Raw genomic sequence first — 20,429 nt, 5'->3', positions numbered from 1 at the left:
GGACACTAACACCTGAAGCTAGCGCGTCTACCAATTCCGCCACCTTCGCAATTCACAACTCTTTCAAATAATGGGGTGGCTAATGGGATTCGAACCCACGACAACTGGAATCACAATCCAGGGCTCTACCAACTGAGCTATAGCCACCACTGTATTCTTTCACGCGGTACTGACTACTTCTCAGACCACCGCAGCTCTAGCGCCGGGACTAAATTGGCGCGCCCGACAGGATTCGAACCTGAGACCTCTGCCTCCGGAGGGCAGCGCTCTATCCAGCTGAGCTACGGGCGCTTAGCGCCGTTGCGGGGCTGGATATTACGTACCTCCGTCCCCGCTGTCTAGTGCTTTTTTGAAAAAAATGCGCGTTTGGTTATGGTTTGCACATTTTGCCGCTTATTCCTCCACTTTCTGCGTGGTGCCGCGGCGACCCAGGCCAAAAAGCTTATATGCGGCCGTCACAGCCGCCAGGAAGATCATCCCGACAAACAGCGACATGCGGGTATCTTCATTAAAGTACATGCCGATTAATACGCAAATCAGGAACGCCATCGTCAAATAGTTCGCATAGGGGAACAGAATTGAGCGGAACGGATGGCTTTCGATCGCTTTTTTATGCGCATGCCGGAAACGTAGCTGGCTGATGAGGATAACAAACCACGGCACCATGCCCGGCAGTACGCTGGCGCTGTAGACGTAAACGAATACGCGCTGCGGGTTAGGAATGATGTAATTCAGGCAAGAGCCAATCAGCAGGATTACAATGGAGACCGCCACACCCGCCACCGGTACGCCGGCACGTGAGACTTTACTCATCGCCGCAGGCAGCTGGTTATTCTTCGAAAGCGCATAGAGCATACGTCCGCAGCTGTACATCCCGCTGTTACAGCCTGACAGCGCTGCCGTCAGGACTACAAAATTGATGATACCCGCCGCCGCCGTGATACCAATTTTGGCGAAGGTTAAAACAAACGGGCTACCCGTCGTGCCAATTTCGTTCCACGGGAAGATGGTCACGATGACGAAGATCGCGCCCACATAGAAAATCAGGATGCGCCACAGCACTTTGCCCACCGCGCTACGCAGCGTGACCTGCGGGTTTTTCGCTTCACCGGCGGTAATACCAATCAGCTCCACGCCCTGATACGAGGCCACAACGATACACAGCGCCGTCAGGAAGCCCTTCCAGCCGCCGGCAAAGAAGCCGCCGTTTTCGGTCAGGTTGCCAAAGCCGATAGCGTGTCCACCGTTGCCAAAGCCGAAGAAAATCACGCCCAGGCCGACGACAATCATCACGATAATCGTGGTGACTTTGATCATTGCGAACCAGAACTCAATTTCACCGTAAAGGCGCACGGCTGCCAGGTTTGCCAGCGCCACCAGCCCCACGGCAATGAGCGCGGGTATCCACTGGACCATGTCCGGGAACCAAAACTGGACGTAGACCCCTATCGCGGTGATCTCTGAGATGCCCACCGCCATCCACATAAACCAGTAAGACCAGGCCGTAAGGTATCCGAAGAAGGGGCTCATATAGCGATGCGCGTAAACGGCGAAAGAGCCGGTTACCGGCTCCAGGAAGAGCATTTCGCCCATGGAACGCATAATGAAGAAAACAAACAGCCCGGCGATAATATACGCCAGTAATACGGAAGGGCCTGCCCATTTGAGCGTGCTTGCGGAGCCCATAAACAGGCCCACGCCGATAGTGCCGCCCAGCGCTATCAGTTCAATATGACGAGCTTCCAGCCCACGCTGTAGCTCCGGTTGTTTCTCTGCCATAGATCCTCGATTGTGTTTGCTGTTTCCCGGCTTAATACCGGATATTGTTTTTTAGGGGTACTAAAATACGGAGCGAATGGTTTCCTAAAATCTGCCAAATGGCAAACGATGCATTAAAAAAATGAATGCATTGCACAGATTATCAGCAGTTTTGCAGGCGAGTTGCAGCGCGAATAGCATATCGCGCTACATTTTGATTACATTTTCCCGGTGTAATGCCAGGCGAGGTAGCGAAGCAGACGGATCTGACGTTTAATGCGCGTCGGTTGCGATAGCAGGCGGTACAGCCACTCCAGCCCCAGATTTTGCCAGACCTTCGGCGCGCGCGTAACGTGGCCGGTAAAGACGTCGTACGTGCCGCCGACGCCCATATAGAGGGCATCAGGACAGACCAGACGGCAGTCACGCATCAGGATCTCCTGACGCGGAGAGCCCATCGCCACGGTGACAATTTTCGCCCCGCTGTCACGAACGCGCTCAAACAGAGCCTGTCGATCTTCCGGTTTGAAGTAACCATCCTGGCTGCCGACGATATTAACATTCCATTGACGACGCAGTTTCTCCTCCGTCTGGGCCAGTATCTCCGGCTTCCCGCCAATCAGGAACACGGGCGTACCCTGCGCACCTGCGCGGGCCATAAGCTGCTCCCAGAGATCGGCCCCCGCCACGCGGGATACATTAGCGTCAGGATACTTTTTACGGATAGAGCGGACTACGCTGATCCCGTCCGCGTATTTAAATTCAGCCGCTTCAATCAGGCTTTTGACTTCCGCATTATCCTCAACCGCCAGCATTTTTTCCGCGTTGATGGCCACCAGCGTACCGGATTTCATCTGGCCGTCGGCGAACAGAAAGTCCAGCGCGTGCTGCATGTCGCGCCAGCCAATAAGCTGCAGGCCACGTAGCGCATAGCGCGGTGCAGAAATTTTATCAGTCATTACTATCCTTACTCAGACTTGCGACAGCGTTGTGCTGCCCTGCCGCTCGCGCTTGTGCACAAGCCCTGCGCTGTCAAACAGCCAGTACAACAGTTTGGCCAGCAACAGGCAGAGGCCGAAAACGACCATGAAGAACACCACGCGCGAAACGAACGAGTCCAGCCCTTCGCGCGCCAGAACGATCATATTGAAAATGGCACCAAAGCAGAAACTGTGCAAAATGGCGGCTTTATAGCGGTTGGTCTCTTCGTTGCCGCGCAGATAAAGCCAGTCAAACCACTTAATAATCAGCCCAACGGCAACTGCACCGGGCAGAATGAACCACGCCCCCCCCATCACCACCAGGGAACCAATCAGCGTTGGCGAGATTGCCAGACCGGAATGGTTGTTCAGCACTTCCCAGGTAAAGTAATTTGCCGTGTTAAGCACCACGCCAGGCCGGTCCGGCCATAGCCAGGAAGGGATAAAGACGTAGAAGTCGCGAACAATCGGCGCCAGCCCCTGGAAATCAATCTTGTCGTAATTTTGCAGCAGCAATGCCAGATTTTCCCATGGCGAGAAAGTATCGCGCGTCAGGTAGAGGAACGTGTAAAACGCCTCATCCCCCGCCACGTTCATGCCGTAGCGCTTCAGCGCCAGCCAGAACATCCCGACAATGCCAAACACGCCTGCCGCAACCAGCATCCACAGCGAGATCCAGCCGCGAATGATGCCGATAAACAGGAAGATGGCGAAGGCGATGATAATGTTCGCGCGCGTGCCGCCCACAATCATGTAGGTCAGAATGCCAAACGCGACGGTGCTGACCAGGAAAAACAGCCACGCTTTGCTGTCCTGGCGCAGGAAAAAGACCACCAGCATCGCCGGAATGAAGAAGTAGAAGAAACGCTTAAGCGCCACGCCCGAGACTTCGGCCGAAAAAATCTGGCTGTAGGAGTGGAGCTTAAACAGCAGAAAGCCGTTATGCATGAAGAAGATACCGACGCTGACCAGGGCGATGGTCATCAGCATCACCCACGTCAGGTGGGTTTCCACCCGATTCATGGTAAAAAGCGGCCGGCGCGGGGCAGCAGCCTGCGCTGAACGCAGACGCGTTTTATAGGTGACGTAGTAGACGGCATAGAAGCAGGTTGCCGCCAGAAGCGCCTGGAGCAGGATTTCCGGCGGCGCGACGCTCACGTCAAACCGGAAGACCAGAATGCTGGTCAGCGGGAAGCCGAAAAAGAAGGTCAGCAGAAACAGTAACGAGAAGAAAACGTTAAAGTTGAAACGTACCCGGCGGAATTCAAACCAGGTAAGCGTGGCAATAAACAGGGTGCTCAGAAGCCAGACAACCAGTAAGCCGCTGAATTGCAACTGACTCATGCTTTGTCTCCTGAAGCGATACGGAGCGCGCGGTGCCACGGCGTGAGGTAATTCGGGCTGAAAAAATCGATGCTATTTTTATCCACCAGCATGAGCTGGCGTTGGGCTTCCCGAACCACCTCGACATTCAGCGTGTCTGAGGTAAACAGCACCGGAATATGCTGCTCGGCCATGTCCTGCCAGAACGGATTGTCGCGGTTGAGCACGCACGGTACACCCGCCTGAATCAGCAGACACAGCGTGCCGATTCCCTGCTGTCGTGCGAAGATGAAATAGCCAAGATCGCATTTTCTCAGCAGCGCAAGATATTCATCAAATTCCAGCTTATCGCTAAGGATGTGCAGGTTTTCTGCACTAAACAGCGCAAGCCCCTGTTGGCGAACGTCAGCAATATAGGCGTCGTTGTTGGCGGGATAGCCCATCGGCACCACAACATTCACCGTGTCGCCAAACTGCTGATGCACCGCCCTGAGCCCCGCGACGTGTTCGTTACTGCGATCGCCGGAATTCCCCACCAGGATCGTCAGCTTGCCTTCACGCACCGCGTCATTCGCCATGGCGTTCAGCGCCGGATCCATGCGGGTCGGGAAATAGAGCAGTTCTCCGCGCACGTTCGGGTGCTGTTTAGCAAAATAGTTGAGATCGCCGCGGGTGGCAAACACACAGCCTACGCGCCCCTGCGCCATGCGCCGCAGCGGATAGAAAAGACGGAATTTCCAGCCGCGGGAGACTTCGTAGAGATCGGCTCCCCAGATATGCCAGCTGCACTGGGAGGGTTTAATCCCCCCGCTGAGCAGTGCCAGCCACAGGCCGGTATTGAACTGCCCGTGGAAAAAGAAACGTTGCTTACGATCCGCTTTGGCTTTGGCAATGACCGCCTTCGCCAGCGCGGCCTTATCCGGCCAGAAGCGAATCGTCAGCGCCGGAAACGCCTCGCTCAGGCCCTTATCCTGACCTGCAACCATAAACTCACGCGCATCAGGATTGCCCGATGCCAGCTCGTCGTTGAAGAACCGCAAAACGGTCTGGTTATGGTGTGGGATATCCGATCCCAGGATGTGAATCAGTGCAGTCATGCGCGTTTACGCCACAATAAAAATACGCCGCAACAGGCGGCGAAATAAACGATATAGGTTGCCATGTAGGCCTGAGCCGCCCCCAGCGCACCGTGCGCGGGTATCAGCCAGTGTGAAAATGCTGTCAGTAACGCAAACTGGCTAATTTCCGCCAGGATATACAGCCGCAGGGACGCTTTTGCAATCACCAGATAGCCGAAAACGTAAGCCCCCACTTTCAGCACATCACCCACCAGCTGCCATGCAAAGAGATCGCGCATGGCGGTGAACTTCGCCGAGAAGAGCAGCCAGATGGCGACATCGCGCAGTAACCAGACGGTAAAGCTGGCCGCCGCGACGGCCGGCAGCACAAAGCGCAGAGCTCGGAAAATCTCGCGCGTAATTTCTTGTCTGGACGTCAGGCGCGATAAGGTTGGCAGCAAATAGACGCTAAAGGAAGCCGTTATAAACTGGAGATAAGCGTCGGAAATGCTGCTCACGCCCTGCCAAATCCCGACTTCATCCCAGCTATAATGCGCCGCCAGCAGGTTTCGCATCATCACGTAGGCTACCGGCAGCGTGACGGAGGTGATGAGTGCCATCAGGGTAAATTTACCCAGCTGGCTGGCAAGCATCGTGTCCCATTGCGGTTTTAGGTAGCTCAAAGGGATGACGCCCCGACGCATCAGCATAAATGCCGCAGGCACAACAACCAGCGCCGGGACCAGCGCCAGCCCCAGCAGTGCGCCTTCATAGCCGCCCAGGCGATAGCAGAAGTAATAGGCAATCACGCCGATGACGCTTCCCAGGATTAGGGCAAGCGCGTTCCCGGCGGCATCACGAAAACCTTTCATCAGCGCCAGCAGCAGGTTTGCCCAGGCAATGCCCATCTGAACCAACGCGACCAGACGCACCAGCCCCTGATAGTGGGTGTGCCCGAACAATCCCAGGCTGATGGGCGCCGCCGCCAGAAGAAAAACAATCGCCATCAGGGTCGAAAAACCGGTGACCATCGCCGAAGAGGTGCCCACCACCCTGCGCAGCTGAGCCGCATCATCGTGATACTGCGCAACGTATTTGGTAACGCCGTTGAAAATGCCGGCGCCGGCCAGCACCCCAAGGACGGTAACGAGCTGGCGGAAATTACCCGCCAGCCCCACGCCAGAGGGGCCAAATGAGACGGCCAGTAGCTTGACGACCAGCAGACCGGCGCCAATTTTTACAAGCGTGGACGCGGCGGTCCACACCGATGCTTTTGCCAGAGACATATCAGCCGAAATAACTCAGAAGGGTATTAATCACCGTACGCTGGTTAACAGGCGCGAGGTTGTAGAACAGTGGCAGGCGAAGCAAACGCTCACTTTCTTTCGTGGTGTAACGATCTTCACCCGCGAACGTGCCAAACGCTTCGCCGGCCGGGCTGGAGTGCAGCGGGATGTAGTGGAACACCGCCATAATTTCGGCCTCTTTCAGCCAGGCGATGAGCTCGCTGCGGTCGTCGTTATCGCGCAGCTTGATGTAGAACATATGCGCATTGTGGACGCAATCCGCCGGGATGGTCGGCAGCTCAATACGCCCGGCTTTGGCGAGCGGCTCAAGCGCATCGTAATACGTTTGCCACAGGGAAAGACGCTGAAGGTTGATACGTTCCGCCGCTTCCAGCTGCGCCCACAGATATGCCGCCTGCAGATCCGCCATCAAATAGCTGGAGCCGATGTCGCGCCAGGTGTATTTATCTACCTGGCCCCGGAAGAACTGGCTGCGGTTGGTGCCTTTTTCGCGGATCACTTCCGCCCGCTCCACCAGAGCCCGGTCGTTAATCAGCGTCGCGCCACCTTCTCCGCCCGCCGTGTAGTTTTTGGTTTCGTGGAAGCTAAAGCAGCCGATATGGCCGATAGTGCCCAGCGCGCGTCCCTTGTAGGTGGACATCACGCCCTGCGCGGCATCTTCCACCACGAACAGATTATGTTTTTTGGCGATGGCCATGATGGTGTCCATTTCACAGGCCACGCCCGCGTAGTGAACCGGCACGATCGCGCGCGTTTTGTCGGTGATCGCCGCTTCAATCAGCGTCTCATCAATGTTCATGGTGTCCGGGCGGATATCCACAAAGACGATTTTCGCTCCGCGCAGGACAAAGGCGTTCGCCGTGGAAACGAAGGTATAGCTCGGCATAATCACTTCATCGCCGGGCTGGATATCCAGCAACAGTGCCGCCATTTCCAGCGATGCCGTACAGGACGGGGTCAGCAGCACTTTGGCGCTGCGAAAACGCTGTTCCATCCACTGCTGACAGCGACGGGTAAAACCGCCGTCACCACAGAGTTTGCCGCTGCCCATGGCAGACTGCATATAGTCGAGTTCAGTTCCGACAACGGGTGGTGCGTTAAATGGAATCATCTTGTCACCTGTATAACCAGTAGGCGGTGGCGTCGATGTTGGCACCACTCGCAATATAACGTTTAAGCGCGGCGGTGTTGCCCAGTTGGGTCGCGACCCGCAGCGTCACAAGCTGTTGCTGCTGCGCCCAGTGCAGCGCCGCCTGCATGAGTTTCTCACCCATGCCGCGCCCGGCTAATAAGCCAATACGCGCCTCGCGCTCGTTGAGCTTACGCAGCGAGACGAACCCCTGGATTTGACCGTCGCCTGCACGGAAAACCAGGCAGACGTGGTCAAAGGTGCCTTTGACCGCATTTTCTATCCACTGGGCATAGAAACGTCCGCTATCGTCAGGTGCATACCAGGGCGCACGAAAGCGGCTCTGTGCAAATGCCTGGGCCGCCATCTGACGCAGCACGGTGATGTCCTGTTCGGTTGCAATTTCCGCGCCTGGCGCATCGTGCCGGGTAAGGGTAATGGAAAGGTCTACCTCACCTTCAACCAGCTGAAAGCCGTGCTGCTGGAGCGCATCAAGCAGATCGGCGCGCTCCGCCGGGATCTTAGCCTGCACCCGTTGCCAGGCGATAAAATCTGATTCAGCCAGCACCGGCGCGTCATCGCGCACACGTACGATGGCCGACGGCAGGCCGAAAAAGGCACTCTCCCACTGCAGGGACTCAAGCACCCCATTCAGGCTGTTCAACGCCAGACACCTTTGGTATCCACAATATACTGCTGACGAACAGCATCGCCGGACGTCGCTTTAAACTCTTTATGATCTACCAGCAGCACCAGCACGTCCGCCGTCGCCAGCGCGTCTTCCAGCGCCGTCAGCGTGCAGTGCCCCGCCAGTTTTGCCGGTAATTCATGGATATTCGGCTCAACCACCAGCGTTTCACCCTTGTGCCATTCGGCAATCATCTCAGCAATTTCCATCGCCGGGCTTTCACGCAGATCGTCAATATTGGGTTTAAATGCCAGACCAAAGCAGGCAATTTTCAGCTCGCTGGCGCGCTTGCCGCTCTCTGTCAGACAATCCGCTACCGTCGCTTTAACCTGATTGAGCACCCAGTGAGGCTTGCTGTCGTTCACTTCACGCGCGGTGCGAATCAGACGCGCCTGCGCCGGATTCTGCGCCACGATAAACCACGGATCGACGGCGATACAGTGTCCACCCACGCCCGGGCCTGGCTGGAGAATGTTTACACGCGGATGGCGATTCGCCAGGCTAATCAGCTCCCATACGTTAATCCCCTGATCGGCGCAAATTAGCGACAGTTCGTTCGCAAAGGCAATATTGACGTCGCGGAAGCTGTTCTCCGTCAGCTTGCACATCTCGGCGGTGCGGGAATTGGTCACCACGCACTCGCCTTCCAGGAAAATCTTGTACAGCGCGCTGGCACGTTCGGAACAGACGGGCGTCATACCGCCAATGACGCGGTCGTTTTTAATCAGTTCGACCATCACCTGGCCCGGCAGCACGCGCTCCGGACAGTAGGCGATGTTGATATCCGCCTGCTCACCCACCTGCTGCGGGAAGCTTAAATCAGGACGCGCCTCGGTCAGCCACTGTGCCATCTGCTCGGTAGCGCCGACCGGAGAGGTCGATTCCAGGATCACCAGCGCCCCTTTCTTCAGCACAGGCGCGATGGATTTTGCCGCCGCCTCGACGAATGCCATGTCGGGCTCGTGGTCACCTTTAAACGGGGTGGGGACGGCAATCAGGTAGGCATCCGCTTCAACTGGCGTCGTGCTGGCACGCAGGAAGCCCCCCTCCACCGCCTCTTTCACCACGCGGTCAAGATCGGGCTCCACAATATGAATCTCGCCACGGTTAATGGTTTCTACCGCTCGTGCGTTGATATCCACACCAACAACCTGTTGCTGACGAGAGGCAAACGCGGCCGCAGTAGGCAAGCCAATGTAGCCAAGACCAATGACAGAGATGGTAGTAAAACTCATAGCGATACCCGATTGTGTTTAAGTGCATGCAAAATACGGCCACAAGCCTGCCCGTCTCCATACGGATTATGGGCCCGGCTCATCGCCTGATACGCTTCATCGTCATGCAGCAGGCGCGTGACCTCTTCGACGATGAGCTGCGCGTTGGTGCCGACCAGACGCACCGTACCGGCTTTGACGGCTTCCGGACGTTCGGTCGTTTCACGCATCACCAGCACCGGTTTGCCGAGGGATGGCGCTTCTTCCTGGATTCCGCCGGAATCGGTGAGGATCAGCCAGGCGTGGTTCATCAGCCAGACAAACGGCATGTAGTCCTGAGGTTCAATCAGAAGGACATTTTCGACATGGCCCAGGATCCGGTTAACCGGCTCGCTGACGTTAGGGTTAAGGTGTACTGGATAGACAATTTGCACATCGTCATTCTGCGCGGCGATTTCAGCCAGCGCGTGACAGATTTGCTCGAAACCCCGGCCAAAGCTCTCGCGACGGTGGCCAGTGACCAGAATGGTTTTTTTGCCGTTGTGAAGGAACGGATAGCGGGCAGCGAGCTCTTTCTGAAGATCGCTGTTTGCCAGGACGCGGTCACGTACCCAAATTAACGCGTCAATGACCGTATTGCCTGTCACAAAGATTTTGTTATCGGCGATATTTTCACGCAGCAGGTTCTGACGAGAGTTTTCCGTTGGCGCAAAATGGTACATCGCAAGATGACCCGTTAACGTGCGGTTGGCCTCCTCCGGCCACGGCGAATAAAGATTGCCGGTACGCAGACCCGCCTCAACATGCCCCACGGGAATTCGCTGGTAAAACGCGGCCAGGCTTGTCGCCACGGTAGTTGTGGTGTCACCGTGTACCAGCACGACGTCGGGCTTGAATGACTCCAGGATCGGCTTAAGCTCTTGCAGAATGCGACAGGTTATCTCCGTTAACCCTTGCCCCGGTTTCATAATATTAAGGTCGTAATCCGGGACGATGGAGAAGAGCGTTAAAACCTGATCGAGCATCTCACGGTGTTGAGCCGTGACGCAGACTTTCGCTTCAATATCAGGATCGCAGGCCAGCGCATGAACCAGAGGTGCCATCTTAATGGCCTCCGGCCTGGTGCCAAATACGGTTAGTACTTTCACATCGATTCTCTTCGATTAGGCGATGAAGGCCGCAGCCTTCATCGTAGACGGCGTTCTTAGTTTTTGCGACGACGCGTTAACGCCACGCCAGCGCCCGTCAATGCGCCTACAATCCCCCACATGATCATCAGGAATGCACGACGCGGACTGTCGCGTTTTACAGGTTCTTCAGGCGTTCGCAAATAACGATAGGTCTGAAAACGCGGGTCCAGGGATGGGCCGACATTAAGCGTATTGAGCATCGCGCGATTTTGATCGTAATCGAGGTCAAAATCAGGACCGACGGCCTTCAGGTTTTCCAGCCGCGCCTGCAGCATAGGGCGGCCAAGAAGGAACATTTCTGAATCAGGCAGCTCATCGGCCGGCACGTCCGTCTCAGTACGGGAAATATTGTGCTGTTCCGCAATTTTCAGCGCCTGCTCAATGTTATGCACGCGGCGACCGAAAATAGTATTCGCCACCTCTTCCTGACGTTTTACCTGGGCTTTCATCTGGATGGTACGAGCCGCCCAGGCACCTTTAAGCTCTTCGTTAAGATGGCTTGCGGCACGCTGGCTGGCAAACGCGACATACTGACGCAACAGGTTGTTGGCATCCGGCGCGGTTTCTGCAATCAGCTTGACGCTGTCATTAACGCTACGCAGCGCGTCGCCCGGCATAAACTGAATATTGTTAATCAGATCGTCCAGCAGGGCGGCATCGGCTTTTGTATTATCAACCCGGCGCTGCTTGTAGTAATCCGTCTGGGACCAGAAATCGCGGCGGGTATCCCACGAAGCCAGCTGCATCACAAACTCTTTATAGGCTTCATCCATAACGGAAGCCTGGTCAGGCGTAGCAAGACTGGCTTTGATGTCCAGGTTACGCAGGAATTGCTGCTGGGAATAGTATCCCCCGAGCATGTTAACCGTTGGCTTGTCTGTGATTGCCGTGGCGCTCCACTCTTGCTTTGCAAAGAACGTATAGGCCAGCGCTAACAGGGCAAACCCCAGCGCGATCCCCGCAATCCAAAGTTTGCCTGCCCATAACACGCGAAACAAACCCCGAATATCCAGTTCATTCTCAGTTACCACTGATTTCGCTCCCGCCAACGGTTGAGTCATCATAGTCCCGGTTTTACTTAGTTAATGTTGTATTTTTGCCACTGTTACGACGCATCCTGCGTTTAAGACGTTTAATAAAACGCGCCACTTTCCATGCGCGCTTAATGCAGTAGCCGTACAGGAAAAATGCCAGCAAGAATAATGCCAACATAACCCACTCAGGAATAATATGAGAATATTCTGCAGCCACACCAATTGCGGCCAAAATAGCGGCGGCCAGAGTAATCAGCACAAACGCCTGACGAGAAGTAAAACCCGCACGCATGATGAGGTGATGAATGTGTTGGCGGTCAGGAGAGAAAGGACTCATCCCTTTGCGCAGGCGGCGATACATAATCGCCACCATATCCATTAATGGAATGGCAATAATCCACAGCGCGGTTACGGGACTTATCGGATGGGTTTGACCCTGTGTGGTTTCAAGCAGGATCCAGATAACCGTAAAACCAATCAGCGTACTGCCCGCGTCTCCCATAAAGACTTTATAGCGACGGCCCAGCACACCGAGGTTTAAGAGGATATAAGGCAGAATGGCGGCAATCATGGCAAAACACCACATTGCCAGACTGTACTGACCATCAAACCATAAAATAATGCCGATAGCGGCGAACGAGACGGATGACAACCCACCGAGCAGGCCGTCAATGCCATCCACCATGTTGAAAGCATTGATTGCCGCCCAGACGGCAAAGAGTGTCAGGAAGAAGCCAAATGGACCCAGGACTAACTCCCAGGGGCCAAACACATAGCCGAGGCTTCGCAGATACAGTCCACCCACAACCATCATCACCACGCCAATGGCCGCCTGAACGGTGGCGCGTATTTTCACCGCGATATCGAATCGGTCATCAAGAGCCCCGACTAACACCAGGACACCGGCGCAGGCAATGTACAGGGCGGCATGCGGAATATAATAGTCGGCAATTCCAAACGTGAAGCAAATCCCTGCGTAAACAGAAATTCCGCCGACTAAAGGAATAAGACCTTGATGGCGTTTACGAAAATTAGGTTTATCCACCAACCCTATTCGTTTTGCCACCTTGCGTGCAATGAACAAAAAACAGGTTGTGAATAAAAAAATACTGATCAGTTCAGTAACGGCAGTGAATAGATTCACAATGGATTGCTCTCAACAATTGTTAGTCCCGGAAGTATAACCATGAAGCCACAACCTCAGAAGTAATAAAGATGGCTTCTAACAACTCCCTTTGTATATTTTTCAATCAATTATTTCTCAGGATGCAGAAACGGCTCTATTGTCGCACCGACCGGTCAAAATTGGGAGTAGGTAGTACTAGCGTATAGTCCATAAAAGGAAAACGCCACGTAAAAACGTGGCGTTCGCTGGCTTTATTTGCGTTACGAGCGTTTCATCATGTCGAAGAAATCGTCGTTGGTTTTGGTCATCGCCAGTTTATTAATGAGGAACTCCATCGCGTCAATTTCACCCATTGGATGGATGATTTTGCGCAGGATCCACATTTTCTGCAGCTCTTCCTGCGTGGTGAGCAGCTCTTCTTTACGGGTACCGGAACGGTTGTAGTCGATAGCCGGGAAGACGCGTTTTTCAGCGATTTTACGAGAAAGGTGCAGTTCCATGTTACCTGTACCTTTAAATTCTTCGTAAATCACTTCGTCCATTTTAGAACCGGTATCGATCAGCGCCGTCGCGATGATGGTCAGGCTGCCGCCCTCTTCCACGTTACGCGCGGCACCGAAGAAGCGTTTCGGACGATGCAGGGCGTTAGCATCCACACCACCGGTCAGCACTTTACCAGACGCCGGAACCACGGTGTTGTAGGCACGCGCCAGACGGGTGATGGAGTCAAGCAGGATGATCACGTCTTTCTTGTGCTCAACCAGGCGTTTCGCCTTCTCGATAACCATTTCCGCAACCTGAACGTGGCGAGATGCTGGCTCGTCGAAGGTAGAAGCAACCACTTCACCTTTAACCAGACGCTGCATCTCGGTCACTTCTTCCGGACGTTCGTCAATCAGCAGCACCATCAGCACGCAGTCTGGGTGGTTATAGGCAATGCTCTGCGCGATGTTCTGCAGCAGCATGGTTTTACCCGCTTTTGGCGGTGCCACAATCAAACCACGCTGGCCGCGACCAATTGGTGAGGCCAGATCCAGAACACGCGCGGTTAAGTCTTCAGTAGAACCGTTACCACGCTCCATGCGCAGGCGAGAGTTCGCGTGCAGCGGCGTTAAGTTCTCGAAGAGGATCTTATTACGCGAGTTTTCCGGTTTGTCGAAGTTAACTTCATTGACTTTCAACAGCGCAAAGTAGCGTTCACCCTCTTTAGGAGGACGAATCTTACCTGAAATGGTGTCACCAGTGCGGAGGTTGAAACGGCGGATTTGGCTGGGGGATACGTAGATGTCGTCAGGGCCGGCGAGGTAGGAGCTGTCTGCAGAGCGGAGGAAACCAAATCCGTCTTGCAATATCTCCAGCACACCGTCGCCAAAGATATCTTCGCCACTCTTAGCGTGCTGCTTCAGGATGGCGAAAATGATGTCCTGCTTGCGCATACGAGCCTGGTTTTCCAGCCCCATATTTTCGCCGAGAGTGATCAGCTCAGAAACCGGCGTATTCTTTAATTCGGTAAGATTCATAATGGTGTGGGTTCTTAAACTCGGGGTGATTCTCGAACTTAATGTTGTGAATGGTATGGCAGGGTCATCCATGCCTGTTTAGCGGCCATCGACTCATGTCTGTTCGCTGTCTGGTCACAGGGAAAGAACGCAGAACTGAAACGACAAGACGGATTGAGTGACAAGCCCGGAATTTAGCCACTTCACGCACTGTTCATGTTAACAACGGGAAGTATCGGGTAAAACAAGATTCAAACAACAAGATATGTTTAAAACGAAGTCATAGCTAACTTAGCACGACTTCAGCCGGGCGTCCAGAGTTCCACATCATTTAGCCGGGAGCTCTGAACGCACAGCGGAGAAACCTTACGCCAGGTTAGCGTCCAGGAACTCTTTCAGTTGACCTTTGGACAGCGCGCCCACTTTGGTCGCTGCCACTTCGCCGTTTTTGAACAGCAGAAGGGTTGGGATGCCACGGATACCGTATTTTGGTGCGGTGCCCGGGTTCTGGTCGATGTTCAGCTTGGCAACGGTCAGTTTGCCCTGATATTCGTCGGCGATCTCATCCAGAATCGGGGCGATCATTTTGCAAGGACCACACCATTCAGCCCAGAAATCGACGAGGATCAGCCCGTCAGCCTTAAGTACGTCCGTGTCAAAACTGTCGTCAGTCAGGTGAATAATTTTATCGCTCATATATAACTCCACAGGAATAAGCCTGGTACGTTGGTTTTGTCTCCACCAACGACGTGTTGATGTCGCATTAACCAACTAAAGGTTGACTTTATTTCACCGGATACGCTTTCGTAAAGCAATAGTAAGCTGATATTCTACCACACTATGAGCAAAACACATTTAACAGAACAGAAGTTTTCCGACTTCGCGCTGCACCCGAAGGTGATTGAAGCCCTTGAAAATAAAGGGTTTCATAACTGCACGCCCATTCAGGCCCTCGCGCTGCCGCTGACGCTGGCCGGTCGCGATGTTGCCGGGCAGGCGCAAACCGGTACCGGCAAAACGATGGCGTTTTTAACGTCAACGTTTCATTATTTACTTTCTCACCCAGCGATTGCAGACCGCAAAGTTAACCAGCCGCGCGCGCTAATTATGGCCCCGACGCGAGAACTTGCGGTACAGATCCACGCAGACGCTGAACCCCTGGCGCAGTCTACCGGCCTGAAGCTTGGCCTGGCCTATGGCGGCGACGGCTACGATAAACAGCTGAAAGTGCTGGAAAGCGGTGTGGATATCCTGATCGGTACCACCGGCCGTCTTATCGATTACGCCAAACAGAACCACATTAACCTCGGCGCAATCCAGGTTGTGGTGCTCGATGAAGCTGACCGCATGTACGATCTGGGCTTCATTAAAGACATTCGCTGGCTGTTCCGCCGCATGCCGCCGGCCAATCAGCGTCTGAATATGCTGTTCTCCGCTACCCTTTCTTATCGCGTACGCGAGCTGGCGTTCGAACAGATGAACAACGCCGAATATGTAGAAGTGGAACCGGAGCAGAAAACGGGTCACCGCATTAAAGAAGAGCTCTTCTATCCTTCCAATGAAGAGAAAATGCGTCTGCTGCAAACGCTGATTGAAGAAGAGTGGCCAGATCGCGCCATTATCTTCGCGAACACCAAGCACCGTTGTGAAGACATCTGGGGCCATCTGGCTGCAGACGGTCACCGTGTTGGCCTGTTGACCGGCGACGTGGCGCAGAAAAAACGCCTGCGTATTCTGGAAGAGTTTACCCGTGGCGATCTTGATATTCTGGTCGCAACCGACGTTGCCGCTCGTGGTCTGCACATTCCGGCCGTGACGCACGTCTTTAACTACGATCTGCCAGACGACTGCGAAGACTACGTACACCGTATCGGTCGTACCGGTCGTGCGGGCGCAAGCGGTCACTCGATTAGCCTTGCGTGTGAAGAGTATGCGCTGAATCTCCCGGCCATTGAGACGTATATCGGTCACTCTATTCCGCAGAGCAAATACAATCCGGAAGCGCTGTTAAGCGAACTGCCGCCGCCTAAGCGTCTAACCCGTCCACGCTCCGGCAATGGTCCGCGTCGTTCAGGTGGCGCGCCGCGTAATCGTCGTCGTTCAGGTTAAGAAAATATGCTCAGCTCCACCTCGCTTTATGCGGCAATTGATCTCGGTTCGAATAGTTTTCATATGCTGGTTGTGCGCGAGGTGGCGGGAAGCATACAAACGCTGACGCGCATCAAGCGCAAGGTCCGCCTCGCGGCGGGCCTGAGCAGTGACAATCACCTCTCGCCTGAAGCCATGGAACGTGGCTGGCAGTGTCTGCGGCTCTTTGCCGAACGTCTTCAGGATATCCCGCACGCCCAAATCACCGTGGTCGCCACTGCGACACTCCGCCTGGCGGTTAACGCTGTGGATTTCATTGCCAGAGCGCAGGAAATTCTGGGTTGTCCGGTACAGATTATCAGCGGTGAAGAAGAAGCTCGCCTGATTTACCAGGGCGTTGCACATACCACAGGGGGTGACGATCGCCGTCTGGTGGTGGATATCGGTGGTGCCAGTACCGAGCTTGTGACCGGCACCGGCGCGCAGGCAACGTCGCTGTTCAGCCTGTCGATGGGCTGCGTGACCTGGCTTGAGCGCTACTTTACCGATCGGAATCTGGCGAAAGAGAACTTCGACGAGGCAGAAAACGCAGCGCGCGAAGTGTTACGCCCGGTGATGGACGAGCTGCGCTATCACGGCTGGAAAGTCTGCGTGGGTGCCTCGGGTACCGTGCAGGCTCTGCAGGAAATCATGATGGCGCAGGGAATGGACGAGCGGATTACGCTTGCCAAACTTCAGCAGCTGAAACAGCGCGCCATTCAGTGTGGACGCCTGGAAGAGCTGGAAATTGAAGGCCTGACGCTGGAACGCGCGCTGGTTTTCCCGAGCGGGCTGGCTATTCTGATCGCCATTTTCACCGAGCTGAACATCCAGTGTATGACCCTGGCCGGCGGCGCGCTGCGCGAAGGTCTGGTCTACGGGATGTTACATCTTTCGGTCGATCAGGATATCCGCAGCCGTACTCTGCGCAATGTGCAGCGTCGTTTTATGGTTGATATCGATCAGGCCGGACGCGTATCGCAGCTGGCGTCACGCTTCGCCGATCAGGTCGCTAACGTCTGGGATCTTGACCATCTGAGCCGGGATTTACTGCTGAGCGCCTGCGCGCTACATGAAGTGGGGCTGAGCATTGATTTTAAGCAGGCACCGGCTCATGCAGCGTATCTGGTACGAAACCTTGATCTACCGGGCTATACGCCCGCGCAGAAAAAGCTGCTGGCAACGCTGCTGCTGAACCAGACCAATGCCGTCGATCTCTCCTCTTTGCATCAGCAAAACGCCGTACCGCCGCGCGTGGCCGAGCATCTGTGCCGCCTGCTGCGTCTGGCGATCCTGTTTGCCAGCCGCCGCCGCGATGATTTGCTGCCAGCCATTAATCTGGTGGCCGATGACGAGAAGCTTTCGCTGACGCTGCCGGAGAACTGGATTGATCGTCACCCGTTAGGGGCCGAGATGATCGAACAGGAGTGCCAATGGCAGAGCTACGTGCACTGGGTGCTTGAGGTAAAGTAATACGCTGAACATTGCCGGGTGCGGCTTCGCCTTACCCGGCCTACAGATCCCTACGGAATTATCCTTTCTCTTTGGCTTTTGCCAGCATGGCGCGGATGTTTGCCACGTTAGCCTGACCCTTGTGCATCCGCTCTTCTGCGGTAATCACTTTGCGCTCCTGTTCCCAGATCAGGTCATCCTGCGGCAGTTCCAGCAGGAAACGACTCGGCTCCGGGCGTACCAGTTCACCATACTGGCGGCGCTCTTTACACAGCGTGAACGTCAGCTCTTTCTGCGCGCGGGTGATCCCCACGTAGGCCAGACGGCGCTCCTCGTCGACGTTATCTTCATCAATGCTGCTCTGGTGCGGCAACAATCCCTCTTCCATGCCGACCAGATACACATACGGGAACTCCAGCCCTTTTGACGCATGCAGCGTCATCAGCTGAACCTGATCGGCCTCTTCTTCGCTCTCGCCGCGCTCCATCATGTCGCGCAGGGTAAAGCGGGTGACCACCTGCGTCAGGGTCATTGGCTCGTCGATTTCAGAGCCCTCCAGCATTTCGGTCATCCAGCTGAAGAGCTGGTTAACGTTTTTCATGCGCATCTCAGCCGCCTTCGGGCTGGCTGAGGTTTCATACAGCCAGGACTCATAGTCAATGCCGTGAATGAGATCGCGCACCGCCGCCACCGGCTCCCGCTCCGCGAGACGCTGCACTTCGCCAAGCCAGTGGGTGAAGCGGGTTAACGAATCATAACCACGTCCGGTTAACGTCTGGCTCAGCCCCATGTCGAAGCTGGCGGTAAACATACTTTTGTTGCGGGTCATCGCCCACTCGCCGAGCTTTTGCAGCGTCGCCGGGCCAATCTCGCGTTTAGGCGTATTCACGATGCGCAGAAACGCGCTGTCGTCATCCGGGTTAGTGAGCACGCGCAGATAGGCCAGCAGATCTTTGATTTCTGGCCGCGAGAAGAACGACGTGCCGCCCGATATTTTGTACGGAATGCGGTTCTGCATCAGCATCTTTTCAAAGACGCGCGACTGGTGATTGCCGCGATAGAGGATCGCGTAATCCTTATATTCGGTTTTGTTGACGAAGTGGTGAGCGATGAGTTCGCCCGTCACGCGCTCCGCTTCATGATCCTCATTGTTGGCGCTGAGCACTTTCAGCTCCGTGCCGTAGCCCAGTTCGGAGAAGAGACGCTTCTCAAATACGTGCGGGTTATTGGCAATCAGGATGTTTGCCGCCTTCAGGATACGCCCGGAGGAGCGGTAGTTTTGCTCCAGCTTAATCACCTGCAGGGCCGGGAAATCTTTGCTCAGCAGCACCAGGTTTTGTGGGCGCGCACCGCGCCAGGAGTAAATTGACTGGTCGTCGTCGCCTACCACGGTGAAACGCGCGCGCTGCCCCACCAGCAGCTTCACCAGCTCGTACTGGCTGGTGTTGGTGTCCTGATATTCATCCACCAGCAGGTAGCGGATTTTGTTCTGCCAGCGCTCGCGCACCTCTTCATTGCGCTGCAGCAGCAGCGTGGGCAGCAGGATCAGATCGTCAAAGTCCAGCACGTTGCACGCTTTCATATGCGCATCGTACAGACCGTAGCAGTGGGCGAAGATCCGATCCCGTTCACCTTTGGCGATCGCCGCGGCCTGGGCCGGCGTCATCAGATCGTTTTTCCAGTTAGAGATCGTCGAGATCAGCTGCTGCAATAGCACTTTGTCATCTTCGATCAGCCCCTCGGTGAGCTCTTTGAGCAGCGCCACCTGATCGGTGTCATCGAAGAGAGAGAAGTTGGACTTCATTCCCAGCGCCGCATACTCGCGTTTAATGATATCCAGCCCCAGCGTGTGGAAGGTGGAGATCATCAGGCCGCGCGCCTCTTTACGACCCAGCGTCTGACCGACGCGCTCTTTCATCTCGCGCGCCGCTTTATTGGTAAAGGTGACCGCCGCAATGTGTCGCGCCTGATACCCGCAGTTGTGGATCAGATGGGCGATTTTGTTGGTGATCACGCGGGTTTTACCCGAACCGGCCCCTGCCAGCACCAGGCATGGTCCAGTAACGAATTCGACCGCTTGTTGTTGTCCAGGGTTTAAACGCATGGGAGTGTTGCTCAATCTTCGAACGGGGTGTGGATTGTAGCAGAAAGCCGGGCGCAGATTTACCGGCTAATGATAAAGTGGAGAAATCGCGTTTAACCCGTAGAGCAGAACCATGAAAAAGACCGCAGCAGCCCTGCATATTCTGGTAAAAGAAGAGAAACTGGCTCAGGAGATCCTGGCCAAGCTGGAGCGCGGCATCAGCTTTGATCATCTGGCGAAGCGTTACTCTAAATGCCCGTCCGGACGCAATGGCGGGGATCTCGGCGAGTTTCAACAAGGTGCGATGGTCGGCCCGTTCGATCGGGCGGTCTTTAGCTGCCCGCTTCTGAAGCCCTACGGCCCGGTAAAAACCAAATTTGGCTACCATATCATTAAGGTGCTATATCGCCGCTGACGCGTGATATATTGCGCCCCGATTTATTTCAACCTATTCAAGGCAC

At 55.1% G+C, this 20,429-nt stretch carries 17 protein-coding genes and 2 tRNA genes; 3 read left to right on the top strand and 16 right to left on the bottom strand.

Annotation, left to right across the window (positions count from 1 at the left end):
• Positions 1-71: 71 nt before the first annotated feature.
• From ADJ24_RS20115 to trxA, 15 genes are all read right to left on the bottom strand, one after another.
• A tRNA-His gene (locus ADJ24_RS20115) sits at positions 72-147 on the bottom strand.
• 67 nt (positions 148-214) lie between these two features.
• Positions 215-291, bottom strand: a tRNA-Arg gene (locus ADJ24_RS20110).
• A gap of 102 nt (positions 292-393) precedes the next feature.
• Positions 394-1,779, bottom strand: a complete 1,386-nt coding sequence (thrP, locus tag ADJ24_RS25310) for a bifunctional threonine/serine APC transporter ThrP (RefSeq protein WP_023309635.1) — start codon at positions 1,777-1,779, stop codon at positions 394-396.
• Between the two features lie 197 nt (positions 1,780-1,976).
• Positions 1,977-2,717 carry a lipopolysaccharide N-acetylmannosaminouronosyltransferase gene (gene wecG / locus ADJ24_RS20100; protein ID WP_023309636.1) on the bottom strand — a complete coding sequence of 247 codons (741 nt, stop codon included), beginning with the start codon at positions 2,715-2,717 and terminating at the stop codon, positions 1,977-1,979.
• A 12-nt stretch (positions 2,718-2,729) separates the two neighbouring features.
• Positions 2,730-4,082 carry an ECA oligosaccharide polymerase gene (gene wzyE, locus ADJ24_RS20095; protein WP_023309637.1) on the bottom strand — a complete coding sequence of 451 codons (1,353 nt, stop codon included), beginning with the start codon at positions 4,080-4,082 and terminating at the stop codon, positions 2,730-2,732.
• Complete coding sequence (locus tag ADJ24_RS20090) at positions 4,079-5,158, bottom strand: TDP-N-acetylfucosamine:lipid II N-acetylfucosaminyltransferase (RefSeq protein ID WP_023309638.1); 1,080 nt, start codon at positions 5,156-5,158, stop codon at positions 4,079-4,081. The genes wzyE and ADJ24_RS20090 overlap by 4 nt, the downstream gene beginning before the upstream one ends.
• Positions 5,155-6,405, bottom strand: coding sequence for a lipid III flippase WzxE (gene wzxE, locus ADJ24_RS20085; protein WP_023309639.1), 1,251 nt, complete (start codon positions 6,403-6,405; stop codon positions 5,155-5,157). The genes ADJ24_RS20090 and wzxE overlap by 4 nt, the downstream gene beginning before the upstream one ends.
• Before the next feature lies 1 nt (position 6,406).
• Entirely contained in the window at positions 6,407-7,537 is a 1,131-nt protein-coding gene (gene rffA / locus ADJ24_RS20080) for a dTDP-4-amino-4,6-dideoxygalactose transaminase (protein WP_023309640.1), read from the bottom strand.
• 4 nt (positions 7,538-7,541) lie between these two features.
• Complete coding sequence (gene rffC / locus ADJ24_RS20075; RefSeq protein WP_023309641.1) at positions 7,542-8,219, bottom strand: dTDP-4-amino-4,6-dideoxy-D-galactose acyltransferase; 678 nt, start codon at positions 8,217-8,219, stop codon at positions 7,542-7,544.
• Entirely contained in the window at positions 8,216-9,478 is a 1,263-nt protein-coding gene (wecC, locus tag ADJ24_RS20070) for a UDP-N-acetyl-D-mannosamine dehydrogenase (protein ID WP_048703494.1), read from the bottom strand. The genes rffC and wecC overlap by 4 nt, the downstream gene beginning before the upstream one ends.
• Positions 9,475-10,605 (bottom strand): non-hydrolyzing UDP-N-acetylglucosamine 2-epimerase, encoded by a 1,131-nt coding sequence (gene wecB / locus ADJ24_RS20065; protein ID WP_024907964.1) that lies wholly within the window; start codon positions 10,603-10,605, stop codon positions 9,475-9,477. Before wecB ends, wecC begins: the two co-directional genes overlap by 4 nt.
• Before the next feature lie 56 nt (positions 10,606-10,661).
• Positions 10,662-11,708 (bottom strand): ECA polysaccharide chain length modulation protein, encoded by a 1,047-nt coding sequence (gene wzzE, locus ADJ24_RS20060; protein WP_023309644.1) that lies wholly within the window; start codon positions 11,706-11,708, stop codon positions 10,662-10,664.
• 13 nt (positions 11,709-11,721) lie between these two features.
• Positions 11,722-12,825 (bottom strand): UDP-N-acetylglucosamine--undecaprenyl-phosphate N-acetylglucosaminephosphotransferase, encoded by a 1,104-nt coding sequence (wecA, locus tag ADJ24_RS20055; protein WP_023309645.1) that lies wholly within the window; start codon positions 12,823-12,825, stop codon positions 11,722-11,724.
• A gap of 242 nt (positions 12,826-13,067) precedes the next feature.
• Positions 13,068-14,327, bottom strand: coding sequence for a transcription termination factor Rho (gene rho / locus ADJ24_RS20050; RefSeq protein ID WP_008501566.1), 1,260 nt, complete (start codon positions 14,325-14,327; stop codon positions 13,068-13,070).
• Between the two features lie 345 nt (positions 14,328-14,672).
• Positions 14,673-15,002 carry a thioredoxin TrxA gene (trxA, locus tag ADJ24_RS20045; RefSeq protein WP_006179218.1) on the bottom strand — a complete coding sequence of 110 codons (330 nt, stop codon included), beginning with the start codon at positions 15,000-15,002 and terminating at the stop codon, positions 14,673-14,675.
• Positions 15,003-15,146: 144 nt separating this feature from the next.
• On the opposite strand from trxA, the gene rhlB reads away from it, so the two are divergent.
• Together rhlB and gppA are read left to right on the top strand one after the other, a co-directional pair.
• Positions 15,147-16,415, top strand: coding sequence for an ATP-dependent RNA helicase RhlB (gene rhlB / locus ADJ24_RS20040; RefSeq protein ID WP_023309646.1), 1,269 nt, complete (start codon positions 15,147-15,149; stop codon positions 16,413-16,415).
• A gap of 6 nt (positions 16,416-16,421) precedes the next feature.
• Entirely contained in the window at positions 16,422-17,906 is a 1,485-nt protein-coding gene (gene gppA / locus ADJ24_RS20035; RefSeq protein WP_023309647.1) for a guanosine-5'-triphosphate,3'-diphosphate diphosphatase, read from the top strand.
• Between the two features lie 58 nt (positions 17,907-17,964).
• On the opposite strand, the gene rep is transcribed toward gppA, so the two are convergent.
• Positions 17,965-19,989, bottom strand: a complete 2,025-nt coding sequence (rep, locus tag ADJ24_RS20030; protein WP_023309648.1) for a DNA helicase Rep — start codon at positions 19,987-19,989, stop codon at positions 17,965-17,967.
• A gap of 112 nt (positions 19,990-20,101) precedes the next feature.
• On the opposite strand from rep, the gene ppiC reads away from it, so the two are divergent.
• Positions 20,102-20,383, top strand: coding sequence for a peptidylprolyl isomerase PpiC (gene ppiC, locus ADJ24_RS20025; RefSeq protein ID WP_023309649.1), 282 nt, complete (start codon positions 20,102-20,104; stop codon positions 20,381-20,383).
• Positions 20,384-20,429: the final 46 nt, after the last annotated feature.

It is taken from the genome of Enterobacter sp. 940_PEND, from assembly GCF_001059415.1.
Taxonomy (GTDB): Bacteria; Pseudomonadota; Gammaproteobacteria; order Enterobacterales; family Enterobacteriaceae; genus Enterobacter; species Enterobacter cloacae_M.
This window is presented reverse-complemented; position numbering and strand designations above follow the sequence as displayed.